General features: G+C 66.9%; 18 protein-coding genes. 12 read left to right on the plus strand and 6 right to left on the minus strand.

Annotated features, from left to right (window positions below; all coding sequences use genetic code 11):
* Positions 1-69: 69 nt before the first annotated feature.
* Complete coding sequence (locus tag CTP10_RS06225; protein ID WP_116321059.1) at positions 70-2,241, plus strand: ATP-dependent DNA helicase; 2,172 nt, start codon at positions 70-72, stop codon at positions 2,239-2,241.
* Between the two features lie 103 nt (positions 2,242-2,344).
* On the opposite strand, the gene CTP10_RS06230 is transcribed toward CTP10_RS06225, so the two are convergent.
* Positions 2,345-3,175, minus strand: a complete 831-nt coding sequence (locus CTP10_RS06230; RefSeq protein WP_116321058.1) for an outer membrane protein assembly factor BamD — start codon at positions 3,173-3,175, stop codon at positions 2,345-2,347.
* Positions 3,176-3,192: 17 nt separating this feature from the next.
* Between CTP10_RS06230 and CTP10_RS06235 the strand changes: the two genes are divergently transcribed.
* Positions 3,193-4,464, plus strand: coding sequence for an RluA family pseudouridine synthase (locus CTP10_RS06235; protein ID WP_116321057.1), 1,272 nt, complete (start codon positions 3,193-3,195; stop codon positions 4,462-4,464).
* Entirely contained in the window at positions 4,448-5,251 is an 804-nt protein-coding gene (pgeF, locus tag CTP10_RS06240; protein WP_116321078.1) for a peptidoglycan editing factor PgeF, read from the plus strand. The genes CTP10_RS06235 and pgeF overlap by 17 nt, the downstream gene beginning before the upstream one ends.
* A gap of 4 nt (positions 5,252-5,255) precedes the next feature.
* On the opposite strand, the gene CTP10_RS06245 is transcribed toward pgeF, so the two are convergent.
* Positions 5,256-5,492, minus strand: a complete 237-nt coding sequence (locus tag CTP10_RS06245; protein WP_116321056.1) for a hypothetical protein — start codon at positions 5,490-5,492, stop codon at positions 5,256-5,258.
* 433 nt (positions 5,493-5,925) lie between these two features.
* Here CTP10_RS06245 and phaC point away from each other — a divergent pair, with 433 nt between their 5' ends.
* The 9 genes from phaC (at position 5,926) to CTP10_RS06290 (ending at position 16,858) form a co-directional block, all read left to right on the plus strand.
* Positions 5,926-7,695, plus strand: a complete 1,770-nt coding sequence (gene phaC / locus CTP10_RS06250; RefSeq protein ID WP_116321055.1) for a class I poly(R)-hydroxyalkanoic acid synthase — start codon at positions 5,926-5,928, stop codon at positions 7,693-7,695.
* An 82-nt stretch (positions 7,696-7,777) separates the two neighbouring features.
* Entirely contained in the window at positions 7,778-8,959 is a 1,182-nt protein-coding gene (locus CTP10_RS06255) for an acetyl-CoA C-acetyltransferase (RefSeq protein ID WP_116321054.1), read from the plus strand.
* A gap of 104 nt (positions 8,960-9,063) precedes the next feature.
* Positions 9,064-9,804, plus strand: a complete 741-nt coding sequence (locus CTP10_RS06260; protein ID WP_116321053.1) for a 3-ketoacyl-ACP reductase — start codon at positions 9,064-9,066, stop codon at positions 9,802-9,804.
* 424 nt (positions 9,805-10,228) lie between these two features.
* Positions 10,229-10,780, plus strand: coding sequence for a polyhydroxyalkanoate synthesis repressor PhaR (gene phaR, locus CTP10_RS06265; RefSeq protein WP_022534503.1), 552 nt, complete (start codon positions 10,229-10,231; stop codon positions 10,778-10,780).
* A 229-nt stretch (positions 10,781-11,009) separates the two neighbouring features.
* The gene (locus tag CTP10_RS06270; protein ID WP_116321052.1) at positions 11,010-11,978 is read left to right on the plus strand and encodes a tRNA dihydrouridine synthase; all 969 of its coding nucleotides are present in this window, start codon (positions 11,010-11,012) and stop codon (positions 11,976-11,978) included.
* A 159-nt stretch (positions 11,979-12,137) separates the two neighbouring features.
* Positions 12,138-13,517, plus strand: coding sequence for a 30S ribosomal protein S12 methylthiotransferase RimO (gene rimO, locus CTP10_RS06275; RefSeq protein WP_116321051.1), 1,380 nt, complete (start codon positions 12,138-12,140; stop codon positions 13,515-13,517).
* 114 nt (positions 13,518-13,631) lie between these two features.
* Positions 13,632-14,816 carry a beta-ketothiolase BktB gene (gene bktB / locus CTP10_RS06280; protein ID WP_116321050.1) on the plus strand — a complete coding sequence of 395 codons (1,185 nt, stop codon included), beginning with the start codon at positions 13,632-13,634 and terminating at the stop codon, positions 14,814-14,816.
* A gap of 20 nt (positions 14,817-14,836) precedes the next feature.
* Positions 14,837-15,442 carry a hypothetical protein gene (locus CTP10_RS06285; protein WP_233528199.1) on the plus strand — a complete coding sequence of 202 codons (606 nt, stop codon included), beginning with the start codon at positions 14,837-14,839 and terminating at the stop codon, positions 15,440-15,442.
* Positions 15,443-15,631: 189 nt separating this feature from the next.
* On the plus strand, positions 15,632-16,858 hold the full coding sequence (locus tag CTP10_RS06290) for a cystathionine beta-lyase (RefSeq protein WP_116321077.1): 1,227 nt from the start codon (positions 15,632-15,634) through the stop codon (positions 16,856-16,858).
* A gap of 45 nt (positions 16,859-16,903) precedes the next feature.
* Here CTP10_RS06290 and CTP10_RS06295 read toward each other — a convergent pair whose 3' ends face one another.
* The 4 genes from CTP10_RS06295 to CTP10_RS06310 all read right to left on the minus strand — a co-directional run bounded on the left by CTP10_RS06295 (position 16,904) and on the right by CTP10_RS06310 (position 19,473).
* Positions 16,904-17,143 (minus strand): DUF2789 domain-containing protein, encoded by a 240-nt coding sequence (locus CTP10_RS06295; RefSeq protein WP_029049291.1) that lies wholly within the window; start codon positions 17,141-17,143, stop codon positions 16,904-16,906.
* A 65-nt stretch (positions 17,144-17,208) separates the two neighbouring features.
* Positions 17,209-18,849, minus strand: coding sequence for a PepSY-associated TM helix domain-containing protein (locus tag CTP10_RS06300; RefSeq protein ID WP_116321048.1), 1,641 nt, complete (start codon positions 18,847-18,849; stop codon positions 17,209-17,211).
* 10 nt (positions 18,850-18,859) lie between these two features.
* Positions 18,860-19,162, minus strand: a complete 303-nt coding sequence (locus CTP10_RS06305; protein WP_116321047.1) for a hypothetical protein — start codon at positions 19,160-19,162, stop codon at positions 18,860-18,862.
* Entirely contained in the window at positions 19,159-19,473 is a 315-nt protein-coding gene (locus CTP10_RS06310) for a hypothetical protein (protein ID WP_116321046.1), read from the minus strand. Before CTP10_RS06310 ends, CTP10_RS06305 begins: the two co-directional genes overlap by 4 nt.
* Positions 19,474-19,616: the final 143 nt, after the last annotated feature.

Here is a 19,616-nt window from a genome sequence, read left to right on the forward strand (position 1 = left end):
ATCCGGGCCGCCGCGCCAGATGCCGCCGGCAGATCTACCGGCGGCCTACACAAACGTATTCCCCCACCCTTGTCCGACCTTTCCGATTCCCCCGAGCAAGACGACGCCGCCACTGCGGACGACGCAACGGACGTGCATGACGTCGCCGCCAGCGCTTTGGACGCCGCTGCCAGCCGCAGCGCCGAGCTTGGCACCATCTTTGCCGATACCGGCACGCTGGCACAGGCCATCCCGGGCTACCGGCCGCGCGCGTCTCAGCACAAGATGGCCGATGCCGTCGCCGAGGCGATCGCCGCCAACGACACGGTGATCGTCGAGGCCGGCACCGGCACCGGCAAGACCTACGCCTACCTGGTGCCTGCCATGCTTTGGGGCGGCAAGGTCATCCTGTCCACCGGCACCAAGAACCTGCAGGACCAGCTATTCCTGCGCGATATCCCGACGGTGCGCCATGCGCTGAACGTGCCGGTCTCGGTGGCCTTGCTCAAGGGCCGCGCCAATTACGTGTGCCACTACCACCTGGAGCGCGCGCAGGCGGCCGGGCGGCTGGCGTCGCGCCAGGATGCCGCGTGGCTGCGCGACATCGGCCGCTTCCTCAAGGAAACCAAGACAGGCGACAAGGCCGAGCTGGCCGCGGTGCCGGAAAACGCACCGGTGTGGCAGATGGTGACGTCGACACGCGACAACTGCCTGGGCTCGGAGTGCCCGTACTACAAGGACTGCTTCGTGATGCGCGCGCGCAAGGAAGCGCAGCAGGCCGACGTGGTGGTGGTCAACCATCACCTGTTCTTTGCCGACGTGGTGCTGCGCGATACCGGCATGGCCGAGCTGCTGCCCGCCGCCAACACCGTGATCTTCGACGAGGCGCACCAGCTGCCCGAAACCGCAACGCTGTTCTTCGGCGAGACGCTGTCGACCAGCCAGCTGCTCGAGCTGGCCCGCGACACGGTGGCCGAAGGCCTGTCGCATGCGCGCGACGCGGTCGACTGGGTCGCACTGGGCGCGCCGCTGGAGCGTGCCGCGCGCGACCTGCGGCTGGCGTTCAACAAGGACAACGCGCGCCTGGCGCTGGGCCAGATCGAGGCCGACCGCCGCATCGCCGAGCCCTTCAACGAAACGCTCGATGCGCTGGACGAGGCACTGTCGGCCTTTGTCGAGATGCTGGAAAGCCAGGCGGAGCGCGCCGAATCGCTGCAGCAGTGCCATCGGCGCGCGCTGGAACTGGCCGAGCGCCTGGCGGCATGGCGCAGCGATGCCGTTGCCGCGCCCGTGCCCGCCACACCGGCAGGCGAGGGGGGCGAGGGGGGCGAGGTAGCCGAAGCACGGGCGCCGGCAGAAACGGTACGCTGGGTCGAAGTGTTCTCCCATACCGTGCAGTTGCACCGCACCCCGCTGTCGATCGCGCCGATCTTCTCGCGCCAGCGCGGCGGCCAGCCGCGGGCGTGGGTCTTTACCTCGGCTACGCTGTCGGTCAAGGGCAACTTTACGCACTATGCGGCGCAGCTCGGGCTCGACAAGGACCGCTCGCTGACGCTGCCGAGCCCGTTCGACTACGCGACGCAGGGGCTGCTGTACGTGCCGCGCGACATGCCCGCGCCGCAGTCGCCGCAGTTCACCGATGCCGTGGTGCAGGCCGCGCTGCCGCTGATCGAAGCGGCCGGCGGGCGCACCTTCCTGCTCTGCACCACGCTGCGCGCGGTGCAGCGTGCCTCCGACCTGCTCTACGATGCCTTCGCCGAGCGCGGCCTGAACCTGCCGCTGCTGGTGCAGGGCCAGGCCAGCCGTACCGAGCTGCTCGACCGCTTCCGCGAGCTGGGCAACGCCGTGCTGGTCGGCAGCCAGAGCTTCTGGGAGGGGGTGGACGTGCGCGGCGAGGCGCTGTCGCTGGTGATCATCGACAAGCTGCCGTTCGCGCCTCCGGACGACCCGGTGCTGGCCGCGCGCATGGAAGTGCTGCAGAAGAAGGGGCTGAGTCCGTTTGCCGCGCACCAGCTGCCGCATGCGGTGATCACGCTGAAGCAGGGCGCTGGGCGGTTGATCCGCTCGGAGTCCGACCGCGGCGTGCTGGCCATCTTCGACACCCGGCTGGTGGAGAAGCCCTATGGCCGCCAGATCTGGCAGAGCCTGCCGCCGTTCACGCGCACGCGCGAGGCGGCCACGGCGGTGCGCTTCCTGGAATCGCTGCGCGGCGAGGGCAAGACAGCGCCTGCTGAGGCGCAGGACGCCGACGCGGACGATTGACGGGGCGCCGAAGGGACGTTGAACGCGCCGCGCTGAAAACAAAAACGGGACGGTCATGCGACACGTCCCGTTTTTTATCGCCGCCGCCAGGCGTGAGCGAGGTTCAGAACACTTCCCACCAGGACTTGTCCTTGCGGCGCTCACCGTACTTGATGAAGTCGCTTTCCGGGAAGTTCTTCTCCATCACGCGGGCGGTATCGTCGCGCAGGTCCTTCATGCCCATCGCATCGTACGAACGGATCATGATGTACAGCGCTTCCTCGTTGGCCGGCGCGCCGTCATAGTCCTTCAGCGCCTGCTGCGCGCGGTTCACCGCGGCCAGGTAGGCGCCGCGCCTGTAGTAGTAGCGTGCGGCATGCACCTCGTGCTGGGCCAGCGAGTTGACGATGTACTGCATGCGCAGTGCGCCGTCGGCGGTGTACTTGCTGTCCGGGTACTTGGTGACGAGCGTGTTGAACGCGTCGTAGGCGGCACGTGCCGCCTTGGGATCGCGCTCGCTCAGGTCCTGGCCGGAAAAGCGGCCCAGCCAGCCCAGGTTGTCGTTGAAGTTGATCAGCCCCTTGAGGTAGTAGGCGTAATCGATGTTGGGGTGGTTCGGGTGCAGCTGGATAAAGCGGTCGACCGCGGCCAGCGCGGCAGCCGTCTCGCCATCCTTGTAGTTGGCGTAGGCGGTGTCGATCTGCGCCTGCTGCGCGTAGCGGCCGAACGGATAGCGGCCTTCGAGCTTTTCGTACAGCTTGACGGCGCGGGTGTAGTCGCCGCCATCCAGTGCGTCCTTGGCTTCCGAATATAATTTGTTGGCCGACCAGCCGGCGGTTTCGTCGGGCTGGTCCGCCAGCAGGCCGCATGCCGATAGCATGACGCAGCCGCCTGCGAGCAGAACCGCTCCAATAGTCGCGCGCCACGGCGCGCGTTTCATGCTCAGCAATTGCATGGGCAATCGTATCCCGGATGAAGAAAAATAGCGTCAAGCATTATAGCCCAAGCCCCCAGCCCCAAGCCCGACCGGCCGCAGGTGTGGGAGGACTGCCACCCGAACAGGTGCGCGCCGCCGCAGCCGTGGCCGATTCCGAGGAACTGGAAGACCTTGCCGATGCCGTGCCGGCCAACACCGCGCCAGGCGCCGAGGCGGGGGTAACCCTGTCGCTTGAGGTGGACAGTGCCGCGCATGGCGAGCGTCTCGACAAATTGCTGGCGCGTCACTTCAGCGAATTTTCGCGCAGCCGCCTGCAGCAATGGATAGAAAGCGGCGCAGTGCGCGTCGACGGCCAGGTGCGCCGCCCGCGCGATGCGGTACAGATGGGCAACCGCATCGAGATCCAGCCGCAGGCCGCGCCGGAGTCCTCCGCCTTTGCCCCGGAGGACGTGCCGCTGGACGCGGTCTATGAGGACGACACGCTGCTGGTGATCAACAAGCCTGCCGGACTGGTGGTGCATCCGGCCGCCGGCAACTGGAGCGGAACCGTGCTCAACGGACTGCTGCATCGCGATCCCGCTGCCGTGGCGCTGCCGCGCGCGGGCATCGTGCACCGGCTCGACAAGGAAACCTCCGGCCTGATGGTAGTCGCGCGCTCGCTGACCGCGCAGACCGACCTGGTGCGCCAGTTGCAGGCGCGCACGGTCAAGCGCACGTACATTGCGCTGGTGTGGGGCCGCACCTATGACGAGGGCACCATCGATGCGCCGATCGGCCGCGACTCGCGCGAACGCACGCGCATGGCGGTCGTGCATACGGCCAGCGGCAAGCCTTCGCGCACGCATTTCCGCACGCTGGCCACGGTGCCGCTGGGCCGCGGCTTTGTCTCGATGGTGATGTGCAAGCTCGAGACCGGACGCACGCACCAGATCCGCGTGCACTTCGAATCGATCGGCCATCCGCTGGTGGGCGATCCGGTCTACTTCCGCGCGACGCAGCGCGGCCAGCGTCCGGCGATCCGCGTGCCGCTGCCGGTGCCGTTCGAGCGCCAGGCGCTGCATGCGTACAAGCTTGGGCTGGTGCATCCGGCGACCGGCCGCCACATGTCGTGGACCGCGCAGCCGCCGGCGGACCTGCAGGCGCTGATCGATGCACTCGACTTCGAAAGCGCGCAGGAAGAGGATGAGGAAGAAGCCTGGGACGAAGTGTGGGAGGGCGGTGAAGCCCACTGGGAATATGCCGGCGGGGGTGACGAGGAGGGTGACGAGGAGGGCGACGAAGATGAAGACGATGAGCGCGACGCCTGATTCTCACTGGCTGGTGCCAGACTGGCCGGTGCCGGCGCGCGTGCGCGCGCTCTCGACCACGCGCCACGGCGGCGTCAGTCAGGGACCATACGGACTTGCCGGCGGCGTGCCGGGCGGGCTCAATCTGGGCACGCATGTGGGCGACGATCCGTTGGACGTCGCGCGCAATCGCGAACGCCTGGCCGCGCACCTGCCGTCGATGCCGCGCTGGCTCGACCAGGTGCATGGCTGCGCCGTGGTCACCGCCGACCACGTGGCCGGTGCCGATGATCGCGCGCCGCAGGCTGATGCCAGCGTGGCGATCGCGCCGGGCCATGTCTGCGCCGTGATGACGGCGGACTGCCTGCCAGTCCTGCTGTGCGATGCGCAAGGCACCGTGGTGGGCGCCGCGCATGCCGGCTGGCGTGGCTTGTGCAATGGCGTCATCGAAGCCACGCTGGTACGCATGCAGGCCGCTTCAGGCGGCCACGGCAGGCGCTGGCTGGCCTGGCTCGGCCCGGCCATCGGCCCGGATGCGTTCGAGGTCGGTGCCGAAGTGCGCGAGGCCTTCCTGGCGCAGGCGCAGGCCGGCGAGCAAGACGCCGTCGACGCGGCGTTCCGTGCCGGTGCTCCGGGCAAATACCTGGCGGATATCTATGCGCTCGCGCGCATGCGGCTGGCACGCGCCGGCTGCACCGAGGTGTATGGCGGTGATGCCTGCACCGTCACCGACGCAGCGCGTTTCTATTCGTATCGTCGCGACGGCGTAACCGGCCGCATGGCCAGCCTGGCCTGGCTGGCCGACTGAGGCGTCATTCTTTCCTCTCCGGCGGCATTTCCGCCACCGGCGGCCCATCGCTGCCGGCCTGCGCGGCGCGCTCGGCTTGCGCCTTGCGCCGCCGCCGCGCGGGCGTGCCCATGATGTAAAGCACCAGCGCCACCGGCGCCAGTCCATAGAACACGAACGTGGCGACGCCCGCCACCACCGTGTGCTCGGTGATCGCCATCATCAGCGCGACGTAGAGCCAGCCAATGGCCACGATGTACATAAAATTTTCATCCTTCTCGCCTATCCTGCGGAGCCTCGGCGGAGGCAGGCGCGGCATACCGTCCGGTAGGTCGGGAAGCGCGCCTCGCCGGGGCGGATTTCCACATTGACAGCGCATACGTTGCAAGGCAACAATGGCCTCAAATGTCTCGGGATCGCTGACGATTCCAAGGATTTTTGCCGGCAAGCATACCGCATGGCGTTGCCAGCCAGAGCGCCGCGGTAGCCGGTAAAAAGGGAGTTGCTATCGGGATGGGCGGAATCCGCCGCGCAAGCGCGGCGTCAGGATTCCGGCGAATTATCTGGCTAGCCTGCCCAATTCGGGTGAGGCGCGCGCCGGGTCCATCCGGATAGCATCTCCCCATGCAAAAGTGCCGGCCAGGGCAATGCCCGGAGCCGGTTCGTATAGTGACGGCAGAGAGACAATTCACATCATGGCGACCGGCAAAGGTGCGGCAGCTTCCACCCAGGAAGGCAAGTCCCAACCGTTCAAGTTCACGCCGGGGCCATTCGATCCAGCCACATGGCTGGAATGGTCCCGCCAGTGGCAGGGCACAGGAGGTAACGGCCATGCGGCCGGTGCAGGCATTCCGGGCCTGGACGCGCTGACAGGCGTGAAGATCGCCCCGGCGCAGCTGGGCGATATCCAGAAGCGCTACATGAACGACTTCGTGGCCCTGTGGCAGGCCATGGCCGAGGGTAATCCCGACGCCGCGGGCCCGTTGCATGACCGGCGCTTCGCCGGCGAGGCGTGGCGCAACAACGTGCCTTACCGCTTTGCCGCCGCGTTCTACCTGCTCAACGCACGCGCCATGACCGAGCTGGCGGACGCCGTCGAGGCCGACGCCAAGACGCGCCAGCGCATCCGCTTTGCGATTTCGCAATGGGTCGATGCGATGTCGCCGGCCAATTTCCTGGTCACCAACCCCGAAGCGCAGCGGCTGCTGATCGAATCGGGCGGCGAATCGCTGCGCTCCGGCGTGCGCAACATGCTCGAGGACCTGACGCGCGGCAAGATTTCGCAGACCGACGAGACCGCGTTCGAGGTCGGCCGCAACGTTGCCGTGACCGAGGGTGCGGTGGTCTATGAAAACGAATACTTCCAGCTGCTGCAATACAAGCCGCTGACCGCCAAGGTCCACGCGCGGCCGCTGCTGCTGGTGCCGCCGTGCATCAACAAGTACTACATTCTCGACCTGCAGCCGGAAAGCTCGCTGGTGCGGCATGCGGTGGAGCAGGGTCATACCGTGTTCCTGGTGTCGTGGCGCAATCCCGATGCCAGCCTCGCGGCCTCTACCTGGGACGATTACATCGAGCACGGCGCCATCCGTGCCATCGAGGTCGCGCGCGATATCGGCGGCCAGGACCAGATCAACGTGCTGGGCTTCTGCGTGGGCGGCACCATTGTCTCGACCGCACTGGCGGTGCTGGCCGCGCGCGGCGAGCATCCGGCCTCGAGCCTGACGCTGCTGACCACGCTGCTGGATTTTGCCGACACCGGCATCCTCGACGTGTTCGTCGACGAGGCCCATGTGCAACTGCGCGAAGCCACGCTGGGTGGTGGCGCCGGCGCGCCGTGCTCGCTGCTGCGCGGGCTGGAGCTGGCCAATACGTTCTCGTTCCTGCGCCCGAACGACCTGGTGTGGAACTATGTGGTCGACAACTATCTGAAGGGCAACACGCCGGTGCCGTTCGACCTGTTGTTCTGGAATGGCGACGCCACCAACCTGCCTGGCCCGTGGTACTGCTGGTACCTGCGCCACACCTACCTGCAGGATGAACTGAAGGTGCCCAACAAGCTGACCGTGTGCAACGTGCCGGTTGACCTGGGCAGCATCGACACGCCGACGTATCTCTACGGCTCGCGCGAGGACCACATCGTGCCGTGGACCGCCGCCTATGCCTCGACCGCGCTGCTCAAGAACAACGTGCGTTTCGTGCTGGGGGCGTCCGGGCATATCGCCGGCGTGATCAACCCGCCGGCCAAGAACAAGCGCAGCCACTGGACCAACGACAAGCTGGCGGCCTCGCCGCAGCAGTGGCTGGCCGATGCCACCGAGCACCACGGCAGCTGGTGGCCGGACTGGATGGCATGGCTCGCCGGCCATGCCGGCGCCAAGCGCGCCGCGCCCGCCGAGTACGGCAACGCGCGCTATCCCGTGATCGAACCCGCGCCTGGGCGTTACGTCAAAGCCAAGGCATGATGCTTGCATGACGGCCGGGCCGCCACACCGGGCGGCGCCGGCCGCCGCGCAGGCTTTCCATTTCCATTGAAAGGACTACACCATGACTGACGTTGTCATCGTTTCCGCGGCCCGTACCGCAGTAGGCAAGTTTGGCGGATCGCTGGCCAAGATCCCGGCACCGGAACTGGGCGCCGTGGTCATCAAGGCCGCGCTGGAGCGCGCCGGCATCAAGCCGGAACAAGTCAGCGAAGTGATCATGGGCCAGGTGCTGACCGCCGGCTCGGGCCAGAACCCGGCGCGCCAGGCGTCGATCAAGGCCGGCCTGCCGGCCATGGTGCCGGCGATGACCATCAACAAGGTTTGCGGCTCGGGCCTGAAGGCCGTGATGCTGGCGGCCAATGCCATTGCTGCCGGCGACGCCGAGATCGTGGTGGCCGGCGGCCAGGAAAACATGAGCGCCGCGCCGCACGTGCTGCCGGGCTCGCGCGACGGCTTCCGCATGGGCGACACCAAGCTGGTCGACACCATGATCGTCGACGGCCTGTGGGATGTGTACAACCAGTACCACATGGGCATTACCGCCGAGAACGTCGCCAAGGAATACGGCATCACGCGCGAGGCGCAGGATGAATTCGCGGTCAGCTCGCAGAACAAGGCCGAAGCCGCGCAAAAGGCCGGCAAGTTCGACGAGGAAATCGTGCCGGTGCTGATCCCGCAGCGCAAGGGCGACCCGGTCGCGTTCAAGACCGACGAGTTTGTCCGCCAGGGCGCCACGCTGGACAGCATGTCCGGCCTGAAGCCCGCCTTCGACAAGGCCGGCTCGGTGACCGCGGCCAACGCCTCGGGCCTGAACGACGGCGCTGCCGCGGTGGTGGTGATGTCGGCCGCCAAGGCCAAGGAACTGGGCCTGACGCCGCTGGCCACGATCAAGAGCTTCGCCAACGCCGGCGTCGATCCCAAGGTGATGGGCATGGGCCCGGTGCCGGCTTCCAAGCGCGCGCTGTCGCGTGCCGGCTGGACGCCGCAGGACCTCGACCTGATGGAAATCAACGAGGCCTTCGCCGCGCAGGCGCTGGCGGTGCACCAGCAGATGGGCTGGGATACCTCCAAGGTCAACGTCAACGGTGGCGCCATCGCCATTGGTCACCCGATCGGTGCATCGGGCTGCCGTATCCTGGTGACGCTGCTGCACGAAATGAAGCGCCGCGACGCCAAGAAGGGCCTGGCCTCGCTGTGCATCGGCGGCGGCATGGGCGTGGCGCTGGCGGTTGAGCGCAACTGATCCGCACCTGAGCTGACATTACGCGGCAACAAATCAGCAGTAGGCCGGGCCAGCGGTCCGCGCGGGCCCGGCAACGATAACGAAGAGCCAATCAAGGAGTGGACATGACTCAGCGCATTGCGTATGTGACCGGCGGCATGGGCGGCATCGGGACCGCTATTTGCCAGCGCCTGGCCAAGGATGGCTTTCGTGTGGTGGCCGGCTGCGGCCCCAATTCGCCGCGCCGTGAGAAGTGGATCGAGCAGCAGAAGGCGCTCGGCTTCGATTTCGTTGCCTCGGAAGGCAACGTCGCCGACTGGGACTCGACCAAGACCGCCTTCGACAAGGTCAAGGCCGAGGTCGGAGAGGTCGATGTGCTGATCAATAACGCCGGCATCACGCGTGACGTGGTCTTCCGCAAGATGACGCGCGCCGACTGGGATGCGGTGATCGACACCAACCTGACCTCGCTGTTCAACGTCACCAAGCAGGTGATCGACGGCATGGTCGACCGCGGCTGGGGCCGGATCGTCAATATCTCGTCGGTGAACGGCCAGAAGGGCCAGTTTGGCCAGACCAACTACTCCACCGCCAAGGCCGGCCTGCACGGTTTCACCATGTCGTTGGCGCAGGAAGTGGCGACCAAGGGCGTGACGGTCAATACCGTTTCGCCGGGCTATATTGCCACCGACATGGTCAAGTCGATCCGCCAGGATGTGCTCGACAAGATCGTCGGCACGATCCCGGTGAAGCGCCTGGGCGAGCCGGAAGAGATCGCATCGATCTGCGCCTGGCTGTCTTCCGATGAGTCCGGTTTCTCCACCGGCGCCGACTTCTCGCTGAACGGCGGCCTGCACATGGGCTGACCTGCCGGCGTGATCGGCAACCGCGCCGGCGGCCGCTTTTTGCGGTGCAGCCAGCGCGGCGCACAAGGCGGCGGACGTTTCGTTTCGCTGTCTCTTTCGCGGGCCGCAACGGCCCGCGAATCGTTTCTGCGCGGTGGTTTATTTGCTGTTCTTGCGCCGGTTTACCGGGTTTTCCTTAAGCTGGGTCGCTTTTCTTAGTGCTTTGTTGGGCATAGAATCAGGGCAGCGGCGCAGCCAGCACCATAGTCGTGCAGCGCGGCCCTCGCGGGGGCGAGGTGGCGAAGCCGCAACGCGCAGCCATGCGCGCACAGGCCGCGGCAGCCGACACGACAACCACAGATGGCGCAGGCGGTACCGATTTGCGCACTGCACCCCATGCGGTGCAGCAGCGCGCAAACAGCGACGACACAAGGACAGAGCACCGATGGCCACGACCAAAAAAGGCGCAGAGCGACTGATCAAGAAGTATCCCAACCGCAGGCTCTACGACACCCAGACCAGCACCTACATCACCCTGGCTGACGTGAAGCAGCTGGTCATGGATTCCGAAGAATTCAAGGTCGTTGACGCCAAGTCGGGGGACGAACTGACCCGCAGCATCCTGCTGCAGATCATCCTTGAAGAAGAGACCGGCGGCGTGCCGATGTTCTCCAGTGCCATGCTGTCGCAGATCATCCGTTTCTACGGCCATGCCATGCAGGGCATGATGGGCACCTACCTGGAAAAGAACATCCAGGCGTTTATCGATATCCAGAACAAGCTGGCCGAGAACTCCAAGGGCCTGTATTCCGGCGAAGCCTTCAGCCCCGACATGTGGTCGCAGTTCATGAACATGCAGGGCCCGATGATGCAGGGCATGATGAGCAACTACATCGAGCAGAGCAAGAACCTGTTCGTGCAGATGCAGGAACAGATGCAGAGCCAGGCCAAGAATATGTTCGGGACGTTCCCGTTCAACCAGCCGGACAAGAAGTAAGCGATGTGGCGGCGGGCCGCCTGGCCTGCCGTATTCCCTGTGCGCTGTCGATGAAAACCTCCGGCGTGCAGCGCAGCGGCCAAAGCGGTTAAAATGCCGACCTCCTGAACTGGCGGCTCATTTGCGGACTCGCCTGCAAAGCGCGAATCCCGATGCCTTCCAGAATCCACCGTCATTGCCATCTGCGTGCCCGCGAAGCCGGCGTGCGCCGCCTCGCGCACTCCCGAGTATGAGCCGCCTATTCCTCGCTCCGATGGAGGGGCTTGCGGACTATGTATTGCGTGACGTGCTGACGGGCCCGGGCGGCTACGACGGCTGTGTGTCAGAGTTTGTCCGGGTGACGGGCTCCCTGCTTCCCGCGCGTGTCTATGAGCGGGATACGCCCGAAACCCTGCAGGGTGGCTACACCCGCAGCGGCACACCGATGGTGATCCAGCTGCTGGGCAGCGACCCCGAATGGCTGGCGCGCAATGCGGCCTATGCCGCAACCCTGTCGCCGCATGGCATCGACCTGAACTTCGGCTGCCCGGCGAAGGTGGTCAACCGGCATGGCGGCGGCGCCATGCTGCTTGGGCAACCTGAGCTGCTGAACCGCATCGTTGCCGCAGTACGGGCCGCGGTGCCGGCGCATATCGCCGTGACGGCCAAGATGCGGCTGGGTATTTCCGACACGGCGCTCGCGCTGGACTGCGCCACCGCGCTGGCGGAGGGTGGGGCGGCGTCGCTGGTGGTGCATGCCCGCACACGCGACGACGGTTACCGGCCGCCTGCGCATTGGGAGTGGATCGCGCGGATCGCAGAGGCCATCGATGTTCCGGTCATTGCCAATGGCGATGTCTGGACCGTTGCCGACTGGGAACGCTGTCGCGCCGTGACCGGCTGCGACGATGTGATGATCGGGCGCGGCGCGGTCTCCGATCCTTTCCTGGCCCAGCGCATCCGCGGGCAGATGGAGAGCACGCCGTCCGCCGCCGAATGGCCGCTGGTGCTGCGCCAGATCTCGCTTTACCTGAAGAAGCTGCACGAACGGATCTCGTCCTGCCATGAGCACGGACGGGTCAAGCTGTGGCTCAGCTACCTGAAGCGGACCTGGCCGGAGGCCGCTGAACTGCATGCCGCGATCCGGCGCGTGCATGACTCGGCCGAGATCGGCCGCCTGCTGCTAAGTGTCCCCGGCGCCTCTCCGATTTCAGGCTGAGCAAGCCCGCCGCTGACCAGGCGACAAGTGTGGCGTCAGGCGCCGGCAAAACATGGCGAAAGGGTAAAATATGCGATTGGCCTGCACCGCCTGGCGTCCGATCGCCCGCGCGATAACCGGATATACTCCGCCCCGCCTGCCCCACATTCGTATTGCACCGTGAAAAACCCTTCAGAATCAACGACCCAGAAAGACCATAGTCCGCGCGTGGGATTCGTTTCGCTCGGCTGTCCCAAGGCCCTGGTCGACTCCGAGCAGATCATTACCCAACTCCGCGCCGAGGGCTATGCCATCAGCGGCACCTATGACGGCGCCGACCTGGTGGTGGTCAATACCTGCGGCTTTATCGACGAGGCCGTGCAGGAAAGCCTGGACGCCATCGGCGAGGCGCTGACCGAGAACGGCAAGGTCATCGTGACTGGCTGCCTTGGCGCCAAGAAGGACGCGGCGGGACACGACATCGTGTCTTCAGTGCATCCCAAGGTACTGGCCGTGACCGGCCCGCATGCGCTTGGCGAGGTGATGCAGGCTGTGCACACGCACCTGCCGAAGCCGCACGACCCGTTCACCGACCTGGTGCCGGCCGCCGGCATCAAGCTGACGCCCAAGCATTACGCCTACCTGAAGATTTCCGAGGGCTGCAACCACCGCTGCTCGTTCTGCATCATCCCGTCGATGCGTGGCGACCTGGTCTCGCGCCCGGTGGCGGAAGTCATGCTGGAGGCCGAGAACCTGTTCAAGGCCGGCGTCAAGGAACTACTGGTGATCTCGCAGGACACCAGCGCCTATGGCGTCGACGTCAAGTACCGCACCGGCTTCTGGAACGGCCGCCCGCTCAAGACCCGCATGACCGAACTGGTGGCGGCGCTGGGCGAGCTGGCCGCGCAGTATGGCGCCTGGGTGCGCCTGCACTATGTCTACCCATACCCGCACGTCGACGAGATCATCCCGCTGATGTCGCAGGGCCACGTGCTGCCGTACCTGGACGTGCCGCTGCAGCATGCCCACCCGGACGTGCTCAAGCGCATGAAGCGCCCGGCCAACGCCGAAAAGACCATGGATCGCATCCGCGCATGGCGCGAGATCTGCCCCGAGCTGACCATCCGCAGCACCTTTATCGCCGGCTTCCCGGGCGAGACCGAGGCCGAGTTCCAGACGCTGCTGGACTTTATCGCCGAGGCGGAGCTGGACCGTGTCGGCTGCTTTGCGTACTCGCCGGTGGAAGGTGCCACCGCCAACGACCTGCCGGGCGCGCTGCCCGACGAGGTGCGCGAGGAGCGCCGCGCGCGCTTCATGGAAGTGGCCGAGGAAGTGTCCGCGCGCCGCCTGCAGCGCAAGGTCGGCCAGACCCTGCGCGTGCTCGTCGACGAGGTCAACCAGGACGGCGGCATCGGCCGTTCCTCGGCGGATGCGCCGGAAATCGACGGCCTGGTCTATATCGCGCCGCCGGAGCGTACTTCGCAGCGCTACCGCGCGGGCGAGTTTGTCGACGTGAAGATCACCGGCGCCGACGGCCACGACCTGTGGGGCGAGGTCTGAGCTAGTCCTGCCGGACGAGTTGGACCCGGCGTCGATTAGGTAAAAGTACGATCGTTCGTTTTGGCGGATGCACCGTTATACTGTGCGGTGCAACATACCTCCTGGAGACAAGTCATGACGCGTGAAGTCGTAGTGGTGAGCGGTGTCCGTACCGCGATCGGGACCTTTGGTGGCAGCCTGAAGGACGTGGCGCCGGCAGAACTGGGCGCGCTGGTCGTGCGCGAGGCACTGGCCCGCGCGCAGGTGTCCGGCGACGACGTCGGCCACGTGGTGTTCGGCAACGTGATCCAGACCGAGCCGCGTGACATGTACCTGGGCCGCGTCGCCGCGGTCAACGGTGGGGTTTCGGTCAACGCGCCCGCGCTGACCGTGAACCGCCTGTGCGGCTCGGGCCTGCAGGCCATCGTCAGCGCCGCGCAGACCATCCTGCTGGGCGATGCCGACGTGGCCATCGGTGGCGGGGCCGAAAGCATGAGCCGTGCCCCGTACCTGGCGCCGGCAGCTCGCTGGGGCGCCCGCATGGGCGATGCCGGCCTGGTCGACATGATGCTGGGTGCGCTGCATGACCCGTTCCACCGCATCCATATGGGCGTGACCGCCGAGAACGTTGCCAAGGAATACGATATTTCGCGTAGCCAGCAGGACGAGGCCGCGCTGGAATCGCACCGCCGCGCCTCCGCCGCGATCAAGGCCGGCTACTTCAAGGACCAGATCGTCCCGGTGGTGAGCAAGGGCCGCAAGGGCGACGTTACCTTCGATACCGACGAGCACGTGCGCCATGACGCAACCATTGACGACATGACCAAGCTCAAGCCGGTCTTCGTCAAGGAAAACGGCACGGTCACGGCCGGCAATGCCTCGGGACTGAACGACGCCGCCGCCGCGGTGGTGATGATGGAGCGCGCCGAGGCCGAGCGCCGGGGCCTCAAGCCGCTGGCTCGCCTGGTGTCGTACGGCCATGCCGGTGTCGATCCCAAGACCATGGGCATCGGCCCGGTGCCGGCGACCAGGATCGCGCTGGAACGCGCCGGCCTGCAGGTGTCGGACCTGGACGTGATCGAGGCCAACGAAGCCTTTGCCGCGCAGGCTTGCGCCGTGACCAAGGCCCTGGGACTGGATCCGGCCAAGGTCAACCCGAACGGTTCGGGGATCTCGCTGGGCCATCCGATCGGCGCAACCGGCGCGCTGATCACGGTCAAGGCGCTGTACGAGCTGCAACGCGTGCAAGGCCGCTACGCCCTGGTGACCATGTGCATCGGCGGCGGGCAGGGCATTGCCGCCATCTTCGAACGGATCTGAGGTTCGCCTTGCGCCGTGTGTTGCTGAAATCGTCTGTCCCGGCGCTGGCCGCCGTGCTCGCCCTGACGGGCGCGGCGCAGGCCGCACCGGCGACCGAGTTGTCGACCGGCCCCGTCGGGGCCGTGTCGGGTGTCGGCGAAGGCCTCGGCATCAACCAGGCCATCCGCGATGGCGAGGCCAGGCGTGGCACGGCGCTGTCGACCGGCGCGCCCAGGCCGCTGGCACCGCGCGCTGAGTATTCCTCGCTGCCGGTTTATGTCGGCAAGGTCGGCGACCAGCCGGTGCGGCTGCGGCTCGGTCCCAAGCCCGACGAGCGCGACAGCGTGCGCGGGGAATACACCGGCCGCGGCGCCGGTGTGCGCCTGCTTGCCGGCGAATGGGAAAACGGCGCTTTCCTGATGGAAGAGTCCGACGACGGTACGCGCGTAACCGGCAACTGGGAGGGCAATATCGACGCCAGCGGCGCGGTACGCGGCACCTGGACCGATGCCTTCAACCCGGCCATCGTGCTGCCGTTCTTTATCCGCCCGCTGGGCGCGCTGGTCATTCCCCCGTTCGACATGACGCCCAACAGCGGCGTCACCTACGCGCCGCCGCCGCCCAGGTCGTCGATCTCCGGCTGGTAGCCGCGCACAATCCTCTCGCGAAATCTCGGGTGCCTCCTTGCATGCAGTACGGACCGCCACCGTACCCGGTGGCGCGGCAGGCATTTGCTGGTAAGCTCGGAGGCTCACCGAGTCTCATTCCTGGCCGGACAGCGTGATGCCCGCTTGGCATCGCAGCAGGACCGGCCAGCAGCCAGCAAGGAATCCGCCGTGTCCGATTCGCCGTCCGACAAGCCCGCATCCCGCCCCCATTACCTGCAGACCGTCGCGGTCCAGCCCGAGCTGGACATCGCGTCCGGCTTTGCTTCGTTCTCACCCGCCACCCACCGTGGCTCCACCGTGGTGTTCCGCAACCTGGCCGAACTGCGTGCGCAGGGCGACGGCGCCACCACTTACTGGCGCTACGGCCTGCACGCCACCCCGACCAGCGAGGCACTTTGCCAGCACCTGGCGCTGCTCGAAGGCGCGCGCCATACCTTGCTGCTGCCTTCGGGGCTGGCGGGGATTTCACTGGTCTACTTCGCACTGCTCAAGAGCGGTGACGACGTGCTGGTGCCGCACAACGTCTACGGGCCCAACCGCGACCATGGCGAATGGCTGGCACGCGACTACGGCGTGTCGGTGCGCTACTACGATCCGATGGACGTTGCCGGCATGGCCGCGATGATCCGTCCCGAGACGCGCCTGATCTGGATGGAGTCCCCGGGTTCGGTGACGATGGAGGTGCCGGACAGCGATGCCATCGTCGCCGCTGCGCAGGCGCATGGCGTGCTGACGGCAATCGACAACACCTGGTCGGGTGGCGTCTACTTCCGCCCCTTCGACAAGGGCATCGATATCTCGGTGCAGGCGCTGACCAAGTACCAGTCTGGCGGCAGCGATGTGCTGATGGGCGCGGTGTTGACCCGCGACGATGCGCTGCACGACCGCCTGCGGCGCACCCGCATGCTGATGGGCTGGGGCGTGTCCGCCGACGATTGCCACCTGGTGCTGCGCGGGCTGCCAAGCCTGCCGGTGCGGTTGGCGGCGCATGACCGCGGCGCGCGCGAAATCGCCGAATGGCTGCGCCAGCGGCCCGAAGTGGCGCGCGTGCTCCATCCCGCGCTGCCCGACTGTCCGGGCCATGCCAACTGGCGGCGCGACTTTACCGGCGCCACCGGCCTGTTCGCCATCATCCTGCGCGCGCGCTACTCGCGCCAGCAGGTCGATGCCTTCGTCGAGGCGCTGCAGTTGTTCGCGATCGGCTGGTCATGGGGTGGCGCGCACAGCCTGGCCGTGCCCTATCACGTGCAGGGCATGCGTCCGGCTGGCACCTGGCCGCCCGCCGGCTGGCAAGACACCGGCGAACTGGTGCGGCTCTATATCGGCCTGGAAGACACGCGCGACCTGATCGCCGACCTGCGCCAGGCGATGGAGGCAAGGCTGGGCGCGGTGTAAGGGCTGTAAGACAGGGCGGGGCGCGCAGGCGCGCCCCGCGCCGCTTCAGGCAGGCTTGCGCAGTGCCAGGTTGAGCTGGTCGACCACTTCGGCCCAGTCGGCGTCGTCGAGCAGTTCGTCGTGCAGCAGCGCGGATTGGGCCGGCGTCCAGAATGGTGCCTCCGCCAGCTCCACATCGTCTGGCAGCGGCGCATGCTGGCCGATAAAGCTGCGGATGCTGGCCTCATCGGAAGCCAGTCCGAGTTGTGCGAACAGTTCGGAAAACTGGTGGAAGGTAGGTTCCATGGCGGTCGGGTTCGATGATTGGGGGCTCATGTAGTGTAGGCGAGCCCCCGCCCAGCCGCCGGCGCTTAGCGGACGTCGGCGCCGGACATCGGCTTGGCGCTGGCAGTGGCCGCCGTCGTCACGGCAGCACGCGGCATCGCCCAGACCGACTCGGCCGGGCCGCTGCGCGCGCGCCGCAGGGTGGCGCGCGCGAGGGCGACAAAGCCCGCCGCCAGCGCGATGGCGCCGAGGTCGAAGCCGGCGATGATCCAATGCCCGCTGGGAATGCTGTGCAGCAGGTGGTCGCCGGTCAGGATGGCGTTGGCCACCGGCACGGTCAGCGCCGCCAGCGCCGCCACGTAAAGCAGCTCGATCGCTCCGCGTACCGGCGGGCGCAGCAGCGCCCACGCACAGGCGATGCCGAACGCCGTGAAGTAGGTGTAGCTCACCGCGCGCTCGGGCCACAGCAGCGCCGCCGGGAAGCACAGCGCCACGCCGATGCAGCAGCCGATGCACACGCCCACAGTCGCCTGCGCCAGCAGGCGGTGCACGCGCGGCTGCTCGGCCTGTCGCAGCTTGCGCCGCGACTCGATCCACAGCAGGTTGCCCGAGTAGAACAGGAACGCACCAGCCAGGCCCGCCAGCAGGTAGACCAGCCGCACTGGCAGTTCGCCAAAGGTGCCGAAGTGCAGGGCGTACAGCGCGCTGTAGAGCCCGTGGTTGCTGTCGCGCGTGCCGGCAGTCTGGTTGGCGGTCAGTTGGCCAGCGTTGGGCTCGCCCTGCGCGGCGTGGATGCCGACCGAGCCGAGATTGCCGAGCGCCCTGGTGCTGGTGCCACGCACCTCCACCACGGCATTGGCGTCGCCAAAGCGCTGGAAGCGGAATGACTCGGGCGTGAAGCGCTCGCCGCCATGCTGTTGCGCGATCTGCACCAGGCTCGCGGTGGGCATCGTAGGCACCGCGCGACCGGCGGCAGCCACCTCGGGCACCGCGGTGGTGGCGCGCGGCACCGCTTCGAACAGGCGGCCGTCGAAGGTCAGCGTATTGAACACCATCATCAGCACCAGCGACAGGCAGAACAGTGCGCCGGTGATGGCAAAGATCAAATGGAACGGCAGGCTGAACAGTCCCAGCACGTTGTGCGCGTCCATCCAGAAGCGCTTGAGGTTGCGGCCCGGTCGCACCGCGAGCAGGTCTTTCTTGAGGCGCGGCAGGTGCAGCAGCACGCCCGACACCAATGCCAGTCCATACAGCACCGAGATCGCGCCCATGAAGTAGATGCCGCCGACCGGGATGCCGAGCGAATAGTGCAGGCTGTTCAGGAACGCCGACAATTCCCCGATCACGTGGTCGCGCGACGTATCGCGCTGCATCGCGGCGTCGCCGGCCAGGCGCGCGTCGGTGGTCATCTGCCATTCGCCGGCCTTGTCCTGCCAGTAGGCGGCAATATTGGGCTCGCCTTCGGACGGCATGATCACGTAGGCGCTGGCGGCAGCCTCAGGATGGATCGCCACCAGCTTGTGCATGAAGCGATCGACCGCGGCCGGGTCGGCCTTGGCCTCGACCGGCGCATTGCCTTTCAGGCGCGTCGGCGATTGCCAGACGTGCAGCTCGTGGTGGAACACGGTCACGGCGCCGGCAAAGAAAGCGATGAACAGGGCCCAGCCGGCCATCAGGCCGACCCAGGTATGCAGCGTCTGGTACAGGCGCAGGGTTGCGGTTTTCATGATGGTGTTCTCAGGAGACAGGCAGTGCGGCCGGGGCCAGGCCCGCCAGGCGAAGCGCCCACAGCGCGCCGAAGCCGAGCAGGTTGGCACCCCCAAGCCACAGCCAGGCCGAGCGGCTGGTGCGGAACAGCAGGCTGCAACTGATGATGGTCACCCACACTGGCAGGCAAGCCACGACCGCGGCGACGATGCCGGTTTCCCAGCCGCCGGGCAGCCACAGGATCGACAGCGTGCACAGCAGGACGGCGAGGGGCAGGCCGAGCAGGGTGCCTGCCAGCCACTTGGTGCCCATGGTATCGGTGGCGGCGTTCATGCCTGCTGCCCCCCTTGCCCTGTACGCACCATTTGGCCCTGAGCCGCCTGGCGCTTGCGTTGGGCATAAATGCCGACGAAAGGCCAGGCCGACAGTGCGCAGGGCACCGTCGCCAGGCTGGCGGCGACCGCCACCGGCCAGCCGTTGGTCGTGCTCCACAGCCAGGTGCTGGCGATTACCAGCGCCAGGCCCAGCCAGCCAAATAGGCGCGGCCGCGGGCCGCGTCCGGGCGGCAGCAGGACCTGGTTAGGCGCAGCCAGGTACAGGCACGCAGCCGCGGCCAGGCCCAGGAAAACGGCCAGAACTTGCATGAGGGGAAATGTCAATGAATCAAAACATTAATGGTAATGATTCGCATTTGTCACTGCAAGCGGAATGTTGGAGAGCGGGGTCGAAACATGATGCAGCCGCCACCCCGCAAGAAAAGTACGATGTGGCGGCGCCACGTAACCGG

Origin of the sequence: Cupriavidus sp. P-10 (assembly GCF_003402535.2) — a bacterium.
GTDB lineage: Bacteria > Pseudomonadota > Gammaproteobacteria > Burkholderiales > Burkholderiaceae > Cupriavidus.